General features: G+C 73.0%; 14 protein-coding genes. 7 read left to right on the top strand and 7 right to left on the bottom strand.

The window, feature by feature from the left end:
- Nucleotides 1-70: 70 nt before the first annotated feature.
- The gene (locus SROS_RS20465) at nucleotides 71-586 is read left to right on the top strand and encodes a DUF6069 family protein (protein ID WP_245564683.1); all 516 of its coding nucleotides are present in this window, start codon (nucleotides 71-73) and stop codon (nucleotides 584-586) included.
- A gap of 277 nt (nucleotides 587-863) precedes the next feature.
- Here the strand turns inward: SROS_RS20465 and SROS_RS20460 are convergent, their stop codons facing one another.
- On the bottom strand, nucleotides 864-1,502 hold the full coding sequence (locus SROS_RS20460; RefSeq protein ID WP_012890860.1) for a TetR/AcrR family transcriptional regulator C-terminal domain-containing protein: 639 nt from the start codon (nucleotides 1,500-1,502) through the stop codon (nucleotides 864-866).
- Between the two features lie 69 nt (nucleotides 1,503-1,571).
- Here SROS_RS20460 and SROS_RS20455 point away from each other — a divergent pair, with 69 nt between their 5' ends.
- Nucleotides 1,572-3,212 (top strand): FAD-dependent monooxygenase, encoded by a 1,641-nt coding sequence (locus tag SROS_RS20455; RefSeq protein WP_012890859.1) that lies wholly within the window; start codon nucleotides 1,572-1,574, stop codon nucleotides 3,210-3,212.
- A gap of 142 nt (nucleotides 3,213-3,354) precedes the next feature.
- Here SROS_RS20455 and SROS_RS20450 read toward each other — a convergent pair whose 3' ends face one another.
- A complete protein-coding gene (locus SROS_RS20450; protein ID WP_012890858.1) occupies nucleotides 3,355-4,314 on the bottom strand; it encodes a MerR family transcriptional regulator in 960 nt (319 codons plus the stop codon).
- A 233-nt stretch (nucleotides 4,315-4,547) separates the two neighbouring features.
- Nucleotides 4,548-5,546, bottom strand: coding sequence for a hypothetical protein (locus tag SROS_RS20445; protein WP_012890857.1), 999 nt, complete (start codon nucleotides 5,544-5,546; stop codon nucleotides 4,548-4,550).
- A 744-nt stretch (nucleotides 5,547-6,290) separates the two neighbouring features.
- Between SROS_RS20445 and SROS_RS20440 the strand changes: the two genes are divergently transcribed.
- Nucleotides 6,291-6,827: an NUDIX hydrolase family protein gene (locus SROS_RS20440; RefSeq protein ID WP_012890856.1), complete on the top strand. Its 537-nt coding sequence runs from the start codon at nucleotides 6,291-6,293 to the stop codon at nucleotides 6,825-6,827.
- Between the two features lie 229 nt (nucleotides 6,828-7,056).
- Here SROS_RS20440 and SROS_RS20435 read toward each other — a convergent pair whose 3' ends face one another.
- Complete coding sequence (locus tag SROS_RS20435) at nucleotides 7,057-8,532, bottom strand: MDR family MFS transporter (RefSeq protein ID WP_012890855.1); 1,476 nt, start codon at nucleotides 8,530-8,532, stop codon at nucleotides 7,057-7,059.
- The gene (locus SROS_RS20430; protein ID WP_012890854.1) at nucleotides 8,513-9,472 is read right to left on the bottom strand and encodes an NAD(P)/FAD-dependent oxidoreductase; all 960 of its coding nucleotides are present in this window, start codon (nucleotides 9,470-9,472) and stop codon (nucleotides 8,513-8,515) included. The genes SROS_RS20435 and SROS_RS20430 overlap by 20 nt, the downstream gene beginning before the upstream one ends.
- 79 nt (nucleotides 9,473-9,551) lie before the next feature.
- Between SROS_RS20430 and SROS_RS20425 the strand changes: the two genes are divergently transcribed.
- Both SROS_RS20425 and SROS_RS20420 read left to right on the top strand, forming a co-directional pair.
- On the top strand, nucleotides 9,552-9,989 hold the full coding sequence (locus SROS_RS20425) for a helix-turn-helix domain-containing protein (RefSeq protein WP_012890853.1): 438 nt from the start codon (nucleotides 9,552-9,554) through the stop codon (nucleotides 9,987-9,989).
- 63 nt (nucleotides 9,990-10,052) lie between these two features.
- The gene (locus tag SROS_RS20420; protein ID WP_012890852.1) at nucleotides 10,053-12,314 is read left to right on the top strand and encodes a polysaccharide lyase 8 family protein; all 2,262 of its coding nucleotides are present in this window, start codon (nucleotides 10,053-10,055) and stop codon (nucleotides 12,312-12,314) included.
- 32 nt (nucleotides 12,315-12,346) lie between these two features.
- Here the strand turns inward: SROS_RS20420 and SROS_RS20415 are convergent, their stop codons facing one another.
- Nucleotides 12,347-13,873, bottom strand: a complete 1,527-nt coding sequence (locus SROS_RS20415) for a multicopper oxidase family protein (protein WP_012890851.1) — start codon at nucleotides 13,871-13,873, stop codon at nucleotides 12,347-12,349.
- Nucleotides 13,870-14,268: a hypothetical protein gene (locus tag SROS_RS20410; RefSeq protein WP_148269139.1), complete on the bottom strand. Its 399-nt coding sequence runs from the start codon at nucleotides 14,266-14,268 to the stop codon at nucleotides 13,870-13,872. Before SROS_RS20410 ends, SROS_RS20415 begins: the two co-directional genes overlap by 4 nt.
- A 268-nt stretch (nucleotides 14,269-14,536) precedes the next feature.
- On the opposite strand from SROS_RS20410, the gene SROS_RS53905 reads away from it, so the two are divergent.
- Both SROS_RS53905 and SROS_RS53900 read left to right on the top strand, forming a co-directional pair.
- A complete protein-coding gene (locus SROS_RS53905) occupies nucleotides 14,537-17,428 on the top strand; it encodes a helix-turn-helix transcriptional regulator (protein ID WP_012890849.1) in 2,892 nt (963 codons plus the stop codon).
- A 73-nt stretch (nucleotides 17,429-17,501) separates the two neighbouring features.
- Nucleotides 17,502-17,627, top strand: coding sequence for a hypothetical protein (locus SROS_RS53900; protein ID WP_012890848.1), 126 nt, complete (start codon nucleotides 17,502-17,504; stop codon nucleotides 17,625-17,627).
- The last annotated feature ends 95 nt before the right edge of the window (nucleotides 17,628-17,722 follow it).

Here is a 17,722-nt window from a genome sequence, read left to right as displayed (position 1 = left end):
CCCGCGGTCGGACTCGCCGCAGCCGCGCGCCCGATGCGGTGACCGCACCGCGACGGCGACGCTGGTGGACGTGAACCAGACGGGACCGGCCGCGGCGACCATCGGCGGATGGCTCGCGGGACGGCCCGCCCCGTCCTTCGAAAGGGGAAAACACATGTCCGGTGAGACCACTCCCACTCGTTCCGTACCGGGGCGCGCCGGCGGCGGCGCCACCCGGCGGGCACTGACGGTGGCCGGCGCGACGGCCGCGGCCCTCGCCCTCTGGACGCTGGCGGGCCCGGTGGCCGGAATCGACCTGACCGTCCGGCTCGGCGAAGGGGTCCAGCCCGTCGGGCCGGGCGCGGTCGTCGTGGCGAGCCTGCTCGCCGGGCTGGCAGGCTGGGCGCTGCTCGCCTCGCTGGAACGGATCACGAAACGGCCGGGGCGGACCTGGACGGTCATCGCGGTCGTGGTGCTCGCGCTGTCGCTGGCCGGGCCGCTCGGCGGCGCCGTCGGCACCGCGAGCACGGTGACGCTGGCCGGCATGCACCTGATCGTCGCGGCGGTGCTCATCCCCGGCCTGGGGCGACCGGCGCGCGGCGCATGACAGCGCCCCACCTGGCCGCCCGCTCCCGCCACGGCCGTGGCGCGACCACCCGCGCCCCGGTCGGCGGGCGCGCACCCGGATATCGGGTCGAGCCGGTGGTCGCGGCCCGGCACGCGCCGCCTGCGCCCCCATCGGAACCGGCGTCACACAGCACATCGGAGTGCCCATGCCCCTCGGACACCTGGTGGACGCGACAGGTCGGGCCATCGCCCGCCGGCAGGAGCGGCACCGGCCCGGCACGCCGGAGGTCACGGCCCGACGGGACGGAACGTGGCCGTCATCCTGACGGCGGAGAAGGCGGGGCGGGGGGCAGATGGGCGCGCATGCCCTCCAGGATCATGGCCAGGCCGTGCTCGAAGGTCTCCTCCCCCTGCGGGTGACCGCTCTGCGCGACGGCCTCGAACAGGCCGAGGTGGTCGGCGAGCCATCGGCGGGCCTGGTCAAGGTCCTCTCCCGGCCCGCGCGGGTGATCTGCCTGCTCTTCCAGCACGAATCCGCTGACGTAGTGGCCCAGGGTGAACAGGCCGCGCAGCGCCTCGCGCGGCGCGAAGCCGGCACGCTGCAGCGATTCCAGCGCGGTCCGGAGAATCGGCAGGGCGCTGGGGCCGGGGCGGGCGCCGACGAACAGCCGGGCGGCATCGCGGTGAGCGTTGAGCATGCGCCGCTGATCGCGCATGCGTTCGGCGAGCCAATCCTGCCAGGACTCGCCCTCGGCCAGCGGGCGCAGGGGGATCTCCCTGGTCAGCGCGTCGGCCATCTCGTCGAGCAGCTCCCGCTTGTTGGCGAAGTGCCAGTACAGCGCCGGCGCCTGCACATCCAGCTTGCCGGCCAGCCTGCGCAGGGTCAGCTGGTCCAGGCCGACCTCGTCCAGTAGCTGCAGCGCGGCGACGACGACCGTACCGCGGTCGAGTTTCATGGTTGACAGCTTAACAACGTTCAATACATCCTTAACGGCGTTAAATATAACAGCGTTAAGGAGACCGCGATGAACTCTCTCGACGTGCTGATCGTGGGCGCCGGGCCTACCGGGCTGACCCTGGCCTGCGACCTGATCCGCCGCGGCCTCACCTGCCGGATCGTCGAGCAGGCCCCCACCCCCCAGACCGGCTCCCGGGGCTTCACCCTCAAGCCCCGCAGCCTGGAGATCCTTGACGACCTCGGCGCCGCCCACCGTGTCCTGGCCGCCGCCCAGGTGCAGTCCCGGACCCGTTTCCACCTGGGCGAGCCGCTGCTGTTCGACCTGCGGGTGCCGCCCGCGGCGCCCGACCCGCGGCGTCCCCATCCCAACTCGCTGGCCATTCCCCAGTGGCGGACCGAGGCCATCATGCGCGAGCGGCTGGCCGAGCTGGGCGGCGTGGTCGAGTTCGGGCGCCGGCTGACCGGCTTCCGCTCCGGCGACGGCCAGGGCGAGGACGCGGGAGTGACCGCGACCCTGCGACGCGACGGCGTCACCGAGACCGTGCGCGCCTCCTACCTGGTCGGGGCGGACGGCGGCCGCAGCACCGTCCGCCGCCGTCTGGGCCTGGCCTTCTCCGGTTCCACCGACGGCGACGCCCGCGCGTTGATCGCCGACGTGCACGTCGACGGACCGCGTCACCGCGACGCGGTGCACCTCTGGATGGCCGCCGACGGCCACATCGTGGTGCTGCGGCCCACCCCCCACGCCCCGACCTGGCAGGTCGTGGCCTCACTGGCCCCTGACACGGACGGCACCTGGCCCGAAGCCTCGCTGGAACACCTGCAGCGGGCGGTGACCGAGCGCACCGGCCGCGACGACATCCGGCTGAGCGAGCCGGCCTGGCTGTCGGTCTGGCGCTACAACCTGCGCATGGTCGACACCTACCGAGTCGGCCGGGTGTTCCTCGCCGGCGACGCCGCTCACGTGCACAGCCCGTTCGGCGGGTTCGGCATGAACACCGGCATCCAGGACGCCTACAACCTCGGCTGGAAACTCGCCCTGGTCCTGCGGGGCGCGGCCGGCGACGCCCTGCTGGACACCTACCAGGCCGAGCGGCTCCCCGTCGCCCGCGCGATCCTCGCCGAAAGCGACAGGCGCTTCGCCGCCGCCACCCCGCCCCGCCTGATCCGGCCGTTGCTGCGGTTCGTGCTCAAGCCGTTCTTCGCCCGGCAACAGCTCAGCGACCGAAACGACCATCCCACCTACCGCACCAGCCCGCTGAGCCTGGACCTGACCGGCCGCCGCAGCCCCCTCCGCGCCGGCGACGTCGCCCCCGACGGCCCCGTCCAGCTTGACGCCGACGCCTCCCGCGCCCGGCTGTTCGACCTGTTCCGCGGGCCGCACTTCACCGTCCTGACCTTCGGCGCCCAGCACGCCCGCGCGGCCGCGCACGCCACCCGCGGCCTCGCGGACCACCTGCGCGTCTGCACGGTCATCGCGCCAGGACAGCAGCGGCCCCTCACCGGCACCACCGTCCTGATCGACACCGAGGGCCGCATCCGCCGCGCCTACGGCGCCCGCGACAGCACCCTGATCATCGTGCGACCCGACGGCTACGTCGGGCTCATCGCGCACCGGCCCGCGGAATACACCCTGCGCGACTACCTCGCCCAGGCCCACCTGCGCCCCGTCCCCGCAGCGCCCCCTCGCGCGGCCGCCTCGCGATGAGGGACCGGCCCCGCCCAGGGCCGATCTCGCACCGGCCGAAATCCGCCGGGCACGCACCCGGCGATCCGGCAGCACGCACCCGGCCCTCACTCTTGGCCCGGCCCCCGCGCTTTCGGCACGTCACCGCCGAGGGCGGATCAGATCAGCCGGGCCGGACGGCCTCGGGAGCGCACGCCGGGGCACGCAGGGCCTGGATGAACCAGTCGAACACCGGTGCCAGGCTCTCCGGGGCCGGCCAGCCGTTGATCACTGCGAGCAACCGGAGGTACAGCTCCCTGCGAGGGTCGTTCGCGGTCTCCAGCCGGGCCAGCAGCCGGCGCCGGAGGCCGGCGTCGTCAGGGCAGCCGAAGACGTGCGCGTATCGAGCCGTGACCGCCGCGACGATCGGACGGGCCTGGGGCGAGGCCGGGTCGACGCCGGCCGCCAGGGCCGGGCCGACCTGCTCACGGACCATCGCGGCGGAGTCGCGGCGCAGGACCGCGGGGTCACCCTGGGCGCGCTCGGCCGCGTGCTGCTCGGCCATGCGCCGCATGCCGGCGCGGAAATCCGGGTCCTGGGAGAGCTCGGCCAGCTCCACCCACGCCTCGACCTGCTCGGCCTCGGGGTTGTCGGGCAGCTCGGGGGTCATCGAGCGTCTGATCCCCGCGAATCCGGCGTCGGCGTCCAGGCCGCCGAAGGCGGTGTCGAGGAAGTCGCCGATCAGACGTCGGCGTTCGTCCTCGGAGAGTTTTGCCAGCTTGTGCATGAGATCCATCTCCTCAGGGGTGGACCCGCGCCTGGCTACCGCCGTAAGAACCGCGCGCCGCAGGCGCAGCGCGCGGATCTGCACCGCCAGTGCTCCGGCGTGCGCTGCGGCGACCTCGGGAAGCGAGATCTCCCGGTCCACGACCCTGCGGATCGTGGGGAGGTCCACTCCCAGCTCGCGCAGCGTCCGCACGAGGTCCAGGCGCGCGACGGCGTCGATGCCGTAGAGGCGGTAGCCGGCCGGGCTGCGGCCGGTCGGCGGCACGATCCCCCGGTCGGAGTAGAACCGGATGGCCTTGACCGTCAGCCCGGTCCGCCTGGCCAGATCACCGATCGAGTAGAGCGTGTCGCCGTCCATGCCCCTCACCCTCGTGTCTCCCCTTACTGGAGACTCAAGCCCATTCGCCCGCCGGCGGCAAACCACTCCTCACCCGCGCGCGGCCCTCCGCGACGTGGCCGGGCCGGCTCCCCCCGCCCAGGCCCGATCGGCGCTCCGCGCGCGGGCGGGGACACATCCCCTCACTGCTCGCCCGCGACCGCCGGCCCGGCTGAGCGCTTACCCGTCCGGGCCGAGACCGTCGCCGGCGCGGGTCACGACCACGGCGCCGTCGGGTACCACGGGATGATCTCTCGCCGGGCGAGCATCCGCACGTCCCAGTACAGGAAGGTGAACACCCCGGCGACGATCAGGGAGGATGCCGTCAGAACCGCGATCCGGCTCGGCTTGGCCGTCAGCCACCGCTGCAACCGGCTGCCCGCGACGAACGACAGGATGAGGAACAGCACCGTCATGATGACGATGTTGCCGAGCGACTGCAGGACAAAGGCCGCCGCGCCGTACAGGGGGTTGCCGCTCTCGGCCGCGTCCCGGAACATCTGCCTGAACAGCGCGAACGGCCGGCCGATCAGGAACCCGCCGATCAGCGCGCCCATGAACACCATCGGCGCGTTGGGGAAGCGCCGGGAGACACGGGCGAACGGGTCGCGCACCACGCCGAGCGCGGCCAGCCCCATGTAGAGCATCACCAGCCCGATCAGGCCGTAGACCACCATCGACTGGATGCCGCGCGGCGAGAGGGTTCCGGGCGTGTTCTGCGCGGTGGAGAACTGCGGCATGCTCGTGCCCACGAACCCGACGATCGCGCCGTAGACGGCGGACACGGTGATCATGCCGATCGACAGCCAGCCCAGCGGCTTCAGCGTGTGGGCCAGACGGCCCCACCGGCTGCCGACGTTGCCCAGCATGGGGGCCACCGCGCCGAACGCGGCGATGTTGCAGGCGGTGAACGAGCCGGCGAGCCCGCTGACGAACGCGAACGCGATACCGGCGGCGATACCGGCGATCGGCGTCTCCTTTGCGTCGTGCCCGAGCAGCGTGTTGGCGACGTTGTCGCCGATCGTCTGGTCGACGAACTCGGCCGACCAGACGATCGTCAGCAGGAAGCCCACGAGAGCACTGACCAGGATGATCAGTCCGCGTCTGCGCGGGAACCGCCCGTTGACGAAGATGGATGTGGCCACCGGCGCGACCTGCGCCCCTGCGCGGCCGGGCGTTTCGGATGGGACCTGCACGGTGTGGTCTTGCGTCATGGCCATCTCCTCAAAGGCACGACAACAACCTCGCGAAACGTGGTTTAAACGATCAGCACTGTAGCTCCCCATCCCTTTTGGGGACAGCCTTGACAAGGCCGTCAAACGCCCACAACATAAGGCGATGAGCCGGGCGATGTTTTCTCTGAATTTCGCGAGCGTCGAAATAATCGGGGTGATTTCTTCATTCTGAAGGACCAGGACCTCACCGCGGATCCCCCTTCGCCATCATGACGGCGCCCACCTGCGGAAATACCGACCTATCGGAGCATGTAGCGGGACTGCGCATTCCGACCGTCCATTCTCGGCGGAGCAGGGGTGCCACTACCTCACCCGCGTATAGGCTCGCGGCCCCAAAACCACTCCCGGCCGCAAAGCGGCCGAACATAATCGGCTATTGCGAAACCCGATGACATGACCGCGACTCTCGGACGTCACGCCCCGGACAAGCGCACCCCACCCGCCTTACCGCCGCCGGACCCCGGATCGGTCATCGGCACTCCGGGCCGGAACACGATGCCGGACCGGTTTCGGGCCCGCGGACCGTCGCCCGCCCGGCGCCATCGGGTGCCGGCCGGGTCTCCCCCCGTCCGCCGGCGGGCTCGCGGAGCATCCGGTGGGACGCCCTCTCCCGCAGGTGGGCGCCCGTGCGGGCGCCCCGGCCCGGTGGCGCCGGCCACCCGGTCGCCGCGGCCCCGGAGAGTCATCGCGTCTCCCGGGCCGGCCGCGAAGTACGATCGGTCAATGACCGAAATGACCGAAGCCAAGCCCGGCTGGCTTTCCCCCGAAGAGCTGGAGTCGACGCGCGCGCGGATGCCGATCCTCTACGTCGACGCCGTGCCGGTGCGAGTCGACGACACGGGAGTGGTCACGCATGTCGGCCTGTTGCTGCGCATCGGATCGGCCGGGACGGTCAGCCGCGCCCTCGTCTCCGGGCGCGTGCTCCACCACGAGCGGGTCCGTGACGCGCTCATGCGCCATCTGGAGAAGGACCTCGGCCCGGTGGCGCTGCCCCACGTGCCCGCCTCCCCGCAGCCCTTCACCATCGCCGAGTACTTCCCGACGGAGGGCGTCACCCCGTACCACGATCCCCGGCAGCACGCGGTGTCCCTCGCCTACGTCGTCCCGGTCGCCGGTGACTGCCGGCCCCGGCAAGACGCCCTCGACCTGGTCTGGTTCACCCCGCAGGAGGCCGCGTCACCGCTGGTGCAACAGGAGATGTCCGGCGGCCACGGCGTCCTGCTGAAGCAGGCCCTCGCGCACGTCGGCTGCCTTCCCTGAACCCTGGGAGCAGGATCACCGGGGCGTCGTCCGGCCCGGACGACGCCCTCTCCGTCACGGCGACCCGCTGAGGGCCCCGCCCCCACACCACCGGGGGACCCGCACCGCACCGCCGAGGGGCCCGGCCCCACATCACGCCGCCCGGTTCACCCCGGCGCCGGTCAGGGCGCCTCCGACGGGGCCGGGGCGGAGGTCGGCGACCTCCACCCCGGCCCCTCACCCCGGACGGTCAGGCCGGTTCCGCCTCGGCTCCGGAAGAGCCGGTCGAAGGCGGCAGCAGCGCGACGAGCGCCACCAGGGCCAGGGCCGCCGGCACGCCCCAGGCGAGAACCTCGGGGATGGCGGCGGCCATGGCCTCGGGAGACTGAGCCTGCCCCTGGAGTTCCCTGGTCAGCAGGCTGCCGGAGATCGCCACCCCGAGCGACATGCCGAGCCCCCGGACGGACACGGCGGCGGAGGTGGTGGCCGCCAGGTCCGCCGGTGAGGCCGCGTTCTGCGCGACGACCACCAGGTTCTGCAGCAGAAGCCCGAAGCCGACGCCCAGTACACCGAGCTCCACGGCGAGCAGGGCGTAGGCGGTGCCGGGTTCGAGCCGGCTCAGCAGCGCGAATCCCAGCACCGCCACCGCCGAACCGGCGAGCAGGTAGGGCTTGAACCGGCCGCTCGCGCCGATCCTGGCACCGGCGACGGCGGACACCGTGATGAAGGGGATGACGTACGGGTTGAGCGCGAGGCCCGCCTGGGTGGCGCTCATGCCGTACGCGGCCTGCAGATAGGTGGGCAGGTACACGATCGAGCCGCCGAGCATCGCCCCGAGCAGCGCGGTGGCGGGCAGGGCGACGCGCAGGGCGGGGGCGGCGAACAGCCGCGGCGGGATGAGCGGGCTGGCGGCACGCCGCTCCCACCACACGAAGAGCGCCAGGAGGACGGCGAAGGCCCCCATCAGGGCGAGGGTCACGCCGGAGGTCCACGGGTAGGCGCGGCCACCCCACTCTGCCACCAGCAGCAAACTCACCGCGGCGCCGGCCAGCAGTACGGAGCCCGCGATGTCGACCCTCGCGCCCCCGCCCGCCCTGGGCAGCCGCAGCGCGAAGGTGACCAGGACGATGCTGAGCAGGCCGAGAGGCAGGTTGATGTAGAAGATCCAGCGCCAGCCCGCGGTGTCGGTGATCATTCCACCGGCGAGCGGACCGCCCACGCCGGCGAGCGCGAAGATCCCGCCGGTGAAGCCCTGAATCCGGCTGCGCAGGCGCTGCGGGTACAGCTCGGACAGCGCGATGGTGGGCAGGACGAACAGTGCGCCCGCCCCGATGCCCTGCAGGGTCCGGGCGGCCACCAGCTGGGGCACCGACTGCGCCGCGCCGCACAGGGCGGAGCCCGCGACGAAGACGGCGGTCGCGGCGACGAAGACCGCGCGCCGGCCGAAGCGGTCGCTGATCCGGCCGTAGAGGGCGCCGGTGGTGGTCGAGGCCAGGACGTAGGACGTGACGACCCAGCCGATCGCGTCCATGCCGCCCAGGTCGGCGGCCATGTCCGGCAACGCGATGGCGACCACCGTCTGGTCCAGGACGGACAGCAGCATGCCGATCACGAGACCGGCCGTGGCGAGGGTTACGTTGCCGCCGCGGGCCGGCTCCTCCGGGGCGCCGGCCTGCGGCGTGGCGGCGGCGGCCGCCGGGGAGACCTCACGGGACACGGGGCTCATCCACTCTCCGCGGGAAGGGGTTGGACAGGCCGAAGTCCGCGCCGAGCAGGTCCTGGTCGATGACCGCCGCGGCGACGGTGCCGCTGGCCGCGGCACTGATGACGGCGGCCAGCGGCACCGGTACGGTGGCCCGCCGCGCCATGTCCCCGGCCGCGTACACGCCCGGCACGCTGGTCCGGCCGAACTCGTCCACCTCGACGCAGGCGTCGGCGAAGGCCGCGCACCCGAGGCGTGCGGCCAGGTCGGAGCGCTGGCGTGGCACGTTGACGACGAACACCGCTTCTCGGGCGAGCGGCGGGCCGCTCTCGAACACGATCCGCTCCAGCGCGTCACCCGTGGCCTCCAGGCGGGAGATGGCCTCGCACCGCACCGGGACGCCGTGGGCCTCCAGCTTCGCCCGCAGCGCCGGGTCGACGGGGGCGCCCCCGGTGCAGAGCACGACGTCGGAGGCGAAGCGGCTCAGCTGCAGCGCCAGCCGTACCCGGGCCGGTTCCGCGCCGATCACCGCGACGGGCTTGCCGGTGCACTCATAGCCGTGGCAGTAGGGGCAGTGGAAGGCGGATCGGCCCCACAGCGGGCCGACCCCGCGCAGGTCGGACATCTCATCGGCCAGCCCGGTGGCGAGCAGGAGCCGCCGCGCGTCCACCGTACCTCCGCCGGACAGCGACAGGCGGAACCCGCCTCCGTCCGGAACGCCGACACCGGTGACGGCCCCGTCGCGCACCTGAACGCCCGGATAGGCCGACAGCTCGTCGCGGCCCAGCTCGCGCAACCGGGAAGGCGGGGTTCCGTCCCTGGTCAGGAAGTTGTGCACCGCCTCGGCCGGGGCGTTGCGGCCCTCACCTGCATCGAGCAGAAGCACCGCGCGGTGAGCCCGTCCCAGCGTCAGCGTCGCGGACATCCCGGCCGGGCCTCCCCCGACTACGACGACATCGAACATGTCTGCCTCCATGGAGCAGTCGTTGCTTGACACGGAGGAAAGTCTGCAAGTTAATGTCAACATGAAGTCAAGTGGCTCCATGAGCATCGGAGAACTCGCCGAACGGTTCGGCCTCGCACCGCACGTGCTGCGCCACTGGGAGGCGATGGGCCTGCTGGTCCCGGCCGCCAGGGTGAACGGCCGGCGCCGCTACACCCGTGACCACACCGTCCAGGTCATGACGATCATCCGGGCCAAGGCCGGCGGGATGAGCCTGGAGCAGATCCGGGAGCTGCTCGCCATCTCCGGCCAGGCCGGACGCCGGGAGTTCCTCCAGCGGCAGCACGCCGAGCTGGAGCGGCGGCTTCAGGAGATAGCGGCGTCCAAGGCGCTGATCGAGCACATCATGGAATGCCGGGCCGACGACTTCACCCGGTGCCCCGACTACCGGCGCGTGGCGGAGAACGCGGCCGGAGGCCCGAACCTCCACGAGAACACGTGCGTGGCGCCGGAGCACTCTCGCCGTCCACCGACCTGACCGACGCTCTGCGGTACGGCGTGGCGTCCGGGACCGCGGCGATTTCCGCCTGACAATCTACGCGTGAACGGATATTCCAGGCGATTATTTCTGCAGCTCGGCGGAGTCGCCACGGCTGGGACGCTGATCCAGGCGCGTTCCGCGCACGCGGAGGACGATTCCTTCGCCCTGCTGCGCCGCCGATGGCGGGACGTGACGGCGGGGTCGGGATTCGACGCGGCGGCCGAACCGTACCGGACCCGGCTGGCGGAGCTGGGGACGACGGCGGCCCGATACCGGGATACCATGGCGCCCGCCGACGCGTCGCTCTGGCCCGGCCTGGCGTTCCCCTCCTTCATCGGCACCCCCGCGCGGCTGCAGACCATGGCCCGCGCGTACGCCCTGCCGGGGACCGGCCTGACCGGCGACGCGGGCCTGGCCTCGGCCGTCGCCGCCGGCATCGACCACTACCGGCGGCGGGTGTACACCGCGGGCGCGGACCCGGCCGGCAACTGGTGGAACTGGCAGATCGGCACCCCCGGAAGGCTCCTCGACGCGGCCGTGCTGATCGGCCCGCACCTGGCGGACCGGCAGAGCAGGGCACTGCGGGACGCGGTGGACCACTTCCTCCCCGAGTGCCGCCTGAACGACTACAGCGGCACCAGCACCGGGGCCAACCGGGTGGACCTGTGCACGGTGACGCTGCTGCGCGCCATCCTCGGATCCGACCCGGGGAAGGCCGCGCTGGCCGCCTCGGCCCTCTCCCCGGTCTTCCCCTACGTCTCCGAGGGCGACGGAATCTACCGGGACGGCTCGTTCGTCCAGCACACGTCCGTCCCCTACCAGGGCGGGTACGGGGCGGTGATGCTGTCCGGTCTCGCGACGCTGTTCGCGGTGCTGCGCGGCTCGCGGTGGGAGATCACCGACGCGGGCAGGCAGATCGTCTTCGACACCGTCGAGAGGTCGTTCGCGCCGTTCGTCCACGACGGCTTCTGCATGGACCTCGTCAGCGGCCGCGGGATCGGCAGGGAGCCGTACGGTGACCACAGGAGAGGCCGCGGGATCGCCTCCTCGATCCTGCTGCTGGGGGACGCGGCCTCCGCCGCCGAGCGGGCCCGCTGGCAGGGCATGGTGAAGGGGTGGGCGCTGCGGGACACCTGCCGGCCCATGCTCGGCGCGGCCGAGAGGAGCGACCTGGGGTTCCACGCCCGCCTCGCCGCGGTCCTGGATGACGACGCGATCCCCGCGGCGGACGAGCCCATCGGGCACCGGCTGCTGGCGATGAGCGCCCGCGCCGTCCATCGCAGGCCGGGCTGGTGCGCGGGGCTCAGCATGGCCTCCTACCGGATCGGCCACTACGAGCACGGCAACGGCGAGAACCTCCGGGGCTGGCACACCGGCTCGGGAATGCTCTACTGGTGGGGCGAGGGCCACGGCGACCAGTATTCCGACTCCTTCTGGCCCACCGTCGACCCCTACCGCCTGCCGGGCACGACCGTCTCCACCCGGCGGCTGGCCGACGGCGCCGGTGAGGGGTGGGGCGACACCTGCCCGCCAGGCCGCTGGGTGGGTGGCGCCACCGACGGCACGTACGCGACGGTCGGCCAGCACCTGAACGGCTTCGAGAGCACGATGGAGGCCTTCAAGTCATGGTTCTTCCTCGACGACGCGGTGGTCTGCCTGGGCGCCGCGATCACCGGCGAGGACGGCGTGCCGGTCGAGACCATCGTGGACAACCGCAGAACCGACGCGTTCCTCACCGTGGACGACAGGGCGGGCTGGGCACACCTGGAGGGGCACGGCGGCTACGTCGTGCCCTGCGCCCGCCTGCACACGCTGCGCGAGGAACGCACCGGCGGCCCGGAGCCGGTCACCCGGAGCTATGTGACCCTCTGGCTCGACCACGGCGTCGACCCCCGCTCGGCCGGCTACGTCTACCTGCTCCTGCCGGGTGCGAGCCTGGCGCGGACCCGGGCCCGCGCCGCCGACCCCGGCTGGGCGCGCGTGCTCGCCAACACCGCCCGCCGGCAGGGTGTCCAGGTCCCTTCGCTCGGGATCACCGCGGTGAACTTCTGGAACGACGGAGCCGCCGGCGGCCTGACCGCCTCCGCCCCGTGCGCGGTCCTCGTCAGGGAGCGCGGCGACGGCACGGCCACGCTGACCGTGTCGGACCCCCGGCGCGACCTGGACGGGCTGACCGTGACCTGGGACCGGCCGGTGACCGGGGTGCTCCGCGGGCACCCGCTCCTGACGGGCGCCGCGACCGGCGCGAAGCTCACGCTCACCTTCGGGCGGCTGTCGGACCGGGGCGGCAGCTCGAAGACGGTCACCGTACGGCTCGGCTGAGTCCCGTCTCGCGGGCGGGCCGCCGCGGCCGGTCAGATCACTTCGAAGTCGGCCATCATCGCCATGTCCTCGTGTTCGAGGTTGTGGCAGTGCAGCATGTAGCGGCCCCGGTATCCCTCGAAGCGGACCAGGACGTCGACGACCTCGTACGGCCGGACGTCGACGGTGTCCTTCCAGCCCGCGTCCGTCGGGGCGGGCGGCCTGCCGCCGCGTGACAGCACTTGGAAGTGCGCCAGGTGCACGTGCACGGGGTGATGGAAGTCGCTGGTGAACCGCCACACCTCGGTGGTGTTCAGCCGCGGCCTGGCCAGCGGGCTGCCGGGCCGGAACGGCCGCCCGTTGATCGTCCAGGCCGCTCCGCCGCCCTGCCCGGTCATGCGGAAGTCGAAGACCCTCGTGGCCACCGCTCCGGACCGGTCAGGGGGGTCGATCCGGGACAGCCGCCTGGGCACCGCGCTGTCGTCCTTCGCCTTGCGGGCGACGCGGAACCGCATCACGTCGCGCGTCGATCCGGTGCCCAGGGTGTTGACCAGCGTCACCTCGGTGCCGACGGGGTAGGCGGAGAAGTCCACGACCACGTCGAACCGCTCGGCAGGGGCGATGGTGATCGCCTCATGGGTCACCGGGGCGGCCAGCAGCCCGAGGTCGCTGCCGACCTGGACGAACCTGCCGCCGGGGGCCAGCGCGAGGCGGTAGCGACGGGCGTTGGAGGCGTTGAGCAGCCGCAGCCGGTAGCGGGCGGCGTCCACGTCGAGCACCGGCCAGGGGGCGCCGTTGACCAGGATCACGTCGCCCTCGACACCTTCCATGAAGTCGTCCTCCACCCCCGCCTTGACCAGCAGGCTCGGGTCCACCTCCGGGTAGCGGAACGCGCCGTCCTCCTCGAAGGACCGGTCGCAGATCATCAGCGGGAGGTCCCGCGCGCCCTTCGGCAGCGGCAGCGCGTCGTCCTCGTCGTCGCGGACCAGCAGGAAGCCGGCCAGGCCACGCCAGACCTGCGGGGCGGTGAAGTCCATCCGGTGGTCGTGGTACCAGAGCGTGGCGGCCCGCTGGTCCAGCGGGTAGACGTAGTCCCTGGCCCCGGAGTGGAAGGTCCACTGCGACAGGTCGTGGCCGGCGTGCGCGCCGGGCGGCGGCCGGAACCCCCTGCCCTCGGCCACCACCAGGTCGGTGGGGTAGCCGTCGGAGCCGGGCGGGGTGACCCCGCCGTGCAGGTGCGTGGAGGTGGGCACGGGCAGCTCGTTGCGGACCCGGATGACGGTACGGCCGGCGCGGCGCAGGTCGAAGGTGGGGCCGGGGAAGGTGCCGTCGTATCCCCAGATCTCCGTCGTCGTGCCCGGGATGATCTCCACCCGGGCGGCGCGCTGGACCACCTCGTAGTGGCCCGGCCGTACGGGAACGGCGGTCTTGGGGATGGGGAGCGGCACGGTGAACGGCGCGGGCAGCGCCCGCGCGCTGGTCAGGGTCTGGCCTGCGGTCTCGCCGGCCGACGTCCCGCATCCGGCGACGGCGAGCCCGGTGCAGCCGAGCAGGCCGAGGAAGCCCCGCCGGGAGATCACGCCGTCCCCCGCCAGGCCCAGGCGGCCATCACCGCGGAGGCGCCGAAGACGGCCACGCCGAGCGGGAAGTGCGCGGCGATGACGCGCTCCTGTCCCAGCACGATCTGCAGCATCTCGGCGGCCACGAGCCCGGCGCTCGCCAGGGCCGGCCACAGGGGGCCCCTTCCGGGGCGCCACAGCAGGATCGCGGACACGAGCTGCACGTACAGCATGGCGTGGGTGAACCCGGCGTTGTCACGGTGCGCGGTAAGCATGTCCACGTCGCCGGTGACGAACAGCCCGGCCAGGACCGCCTGCCCGAGCACGCCGAGAAGGTGCAGGGTGGCGCCGGCGCGTAACGACCAGACGATCCAGCCGGGGGCACGTGTCCGGCGGGCAGTGGAGGGGAGGCTCATGGGCACCATGCTGGCGCGCCCGACCCGGGAGATCGTCCTCCCCCGGGTGGCCCTCCGCCCTACATCCCAGGATGTACGGCGGGCCCGCACGACACGGGATGTACACCCGTGGGTGTAGGCGCGAACTCATCCGCCCGCGTGTCGGCCCAGCCGGCCCGGCACCGGCATGAAGCCCCGGCGATAGTGACTTTTGTGGCATTAGGGACTTAAATATCGCGTGGTTACGGCGAGAACTTAATGGCGGGGCCGGTGGCTGGATGCGGAGCGGATGAGCGCGGACGGACGTAGGGGCGTGGGCCGGACGGTCTCTCCGGTCCTGGTCGGGCGTGATGCGGAGCTGGCACGGCTGGCGGCGGCGGTGGCCGCGCGGCCTTCGGTGGTCGTGGTCGAGGGCGAGGCGGGCATCGGCAAGTCCCGGCTGGTCGCGGAGCTGGCCGCGCGGCCGGAGATGGCGGGGCTGCGATTTCTGAGCGGCGGGTGCAGCCAGATCAGGGAGCCGTTCCCGCTCGGGCCGCTCGTCGAGGCGCTGCGGTCCAGTGGCGGCGACCTGGCCGGGGTGGCGCTGTCGCCGGTGGCCGGTGCGCTGAGATCCCTGTTTCCCGAGCTGGCGGACGTCCTTCCCGGAGCGCCCGGACCGCTGGACGATCGGGCGGCCGAGCGGCACCGGCTGTTCCGCGGACTGGCCGCGGTGCTGGCCGCGCTCGGTCCCGCCGTACTCGTGGTCGAGGATCTGCACTGGGCCGACGAGCAGACCGTCGAGTTCCTGGCGTACCTGCTGGCGAATCCGCCGGGTGCGCTGTCGGTCGTGCTGACCTATCGGGGCGAGGAGGCGCCGGCCGGGGTACAGGCGCTGACCGCGCGCCCGGCCGACACGATCATCCATGAGCACATCGCGCTGGCGACGCTGGACGAGACGCAGACCCGCGCGCTCGCGGCCGCGATCCTGGGCAGTGAGGAGGTCTCCGCAGAGTTCGCCGGGCACCTGTGCACGCGGGCCTCCGGCCTGCCGCTGGCGATCCAGGAACTGCTGGCGCTGCTGCGGTCACGTGGGGCGCTGATCCGGTGGGAGGGCGGCTGGGCACGCCGCGCCCTCGACGCGCTGGACGTGCCGGTGGGGGTGCGGGCGTCGGTGCAGGAGCGGGTGGGACGGCTGTCACCCGCGGCGAGGGGGGTGGCGGAGGCGGCCGCGGCGCTTCAGCTGGCCTCGCCCGTCGCGGTGTTGACCGGCGTCACCGGCCTGTCCCCGGCGGAGGCGGCCGACGGGGTGGACGAGGTGCTGGACTCCGGCCTGTTCGTCGAGCGGGACGGGGTGGTGCGATTCCGGCACGTGCTGGCGGCCCAGGCGGTCCACGAGGGAATCTCACTGGGGCGCAGGCAAGCGTTGCACGCCGCCGCCGCGACCGCCGTGCGGGACCTGCGCCCGGTGCCCCTGGGGCGGGTGGCGTACCACCTCCGGCAGGCCGGTCGCCTCGGGGACTGGGTGGACGCCGCCGAGAGCGCCGCCGACCAGGCCTTCGCGCTGGGTGACGACGCCGAGGTGGCACGGCTCCTGGAGGACGTGCTGCGCCACGCGGATCTGGCGCCCGAGCACCGGGCGGCCCTGGCGATCAGGCTGGGGTGGGCCGCCTCGGAGTTGTTGCACCTGCCGGACGTCGGCGACCTGCTCGCCGAGGCGCTCGACAAAGCCCCTCCCGGGCCCGTCCGCGGCGAGCTGCGGTTCCTGCTGGGGATGCAGCTCGAAGTGACCCGGACGGACCCGGCGCGCAGGTATCGGATGTTCACCGACGCCCTGGAGGAACTGGCCGAGCGGCCGGAGCTGGCGGCCTGGACCATGGTGGCCCTGGCGTTGCCGGCCACCATGGACGTGCCCTCCCAAGAGCGCCTGGGGTGGTTGGAGCGCGCCCTGGAGACGCTGCCCGAGGTCGGTGACCCCGCGACCCGTCTCCTCGTGCTGAGCAAGGTCGCGATGGTGTTCACCGTGGTCGGCGATCCGCGCTGGGCCGAGCTGACCGACCGCGTCGTGCGGGAGACGGGCGGCTACGCCGGTCCCCGCAGGGAGGTCTCCGCCTATCGCTCCATCGGCGACGAGGCCTGTTTCAGCGGACATCACGAGGTGGCGCTCCGACTGCTGACCAAGGCGCTGGAGAGTGCGGCGAGCGCTGACGTCACCGGCGGCATGGAGTTCCGCTGTCGCGCCTCGATGACGATGGTGGCCTATTGCCGGGGCACCTGGGACGGGCTGGGCGAGGAGGTCGAGGCGCTGCGTCACGGGCGCAGTGACCGCCCGGTCGAAGTGAACCTCCTGGATGCCGTGGCGGCCTGCCTGTCGCCCGCCCCGGGCCGTATGGACGCCGCTCAGGATCTCCTGCGTGAAGTCGTCCAGCGGGTGGGGGCCATGGGAGACGTCGATCTGCTCCCGTTTCCGGTGAGCATGCTGCTGCGGGTGGCCACCGCCCGTGGTGAGGCCGCCGCAGCGATCGCGGGGACTTCGGAGGCCGTCGCCCTGTGGGAGGCCAACAGCTTCTGGCCGGTGGGGGTCCGGGCGGTTCCCGCGCTGGTCGAGGCGTTGCTGGCAGCGGGCAGGCCGGCGGAGGCGGCCGAGGTGGTGGTCCGGTACGAGTCCCGGCTGCTGGGGCTGGACGCGCCGCTGGCTCCGGCGGGGCTGCGGCAGGCCCGCGGGCTCATGGCCGCCGCGGAGCAGCGGTGGCGCGAGGCCGCGGAGCACTTCACGGCCGCCGCCGCCGACTTCCGGCGGCTACCGGCCCCCTACGAGGCGGCCCATGCGGACGAGCAGGCCGCGGCCTGCCTCTTCGCTCTCGGCGACCCCGCCGCGGAACCCACCCTCAAGGCGGCCATCACCGTGTACGGCGGGATGGGCGCGCGATGGGACCTGGATCGGGCCACCCGGCTGGCCCGGCGATGGGGCCTGCGCCCAGCTCCTCCCGCCCCGTCGCGCGACGGGGCGAACGACTCCCTGTCGGCACGGCAACAGCAGGTGGCGCGGCTGGCCGCGGCGGGACTCACCAACCAGGAGATCGCCAGGGAGATGTTCCTGTCGCCGAAGACCGTCGACAAGCATCTCGGCGCGGCGATGCGCAAGTTCGGCGCGCGTTCGCGCACGGAGCTCGCCCGCCACCTGGACCACCCCGCAGGACCTTGATCGGGAAAGTTGGGGCGTTTACCCCATCTGTCACCCCATACCCCCGCGAGGGGGTCGCGACGATGCTTGCCTCATGTCTGACCAGGATGCGCCCGAGCCCACATCGGACGAGGGCCCCGGCCACGAGGCGCAGTCCGAAGAGGTGACCCAACCGGTCGCCGTAGCACCCCGGCTCCCCGAGGGATTCGAGCCCCTGTGATCCCGCTCTCCCCGCTCTCCCCTCATCGTGATCACGCAGAAAGGCAGTGCCCCGCCATGTCCGAGAACGGATTCCGGCCGTCACCCCCTGGGAGG

Source organism: Streptosporangium roseum DSM 43021 (genome assembly GCF_000024865.1).
Classification (GTDB): Bacteria; Actinomycetota; Actinomycetes; order Streptosporangiales; family Streptosporangiaceae; genus Streptosporangium; species Streptosporangium roseum.
The sequence above is the reverse complement of the archived record's forward strand: the minus strand, read 5'-3'. Positions and strand labels throughout refer to the sequence as shown.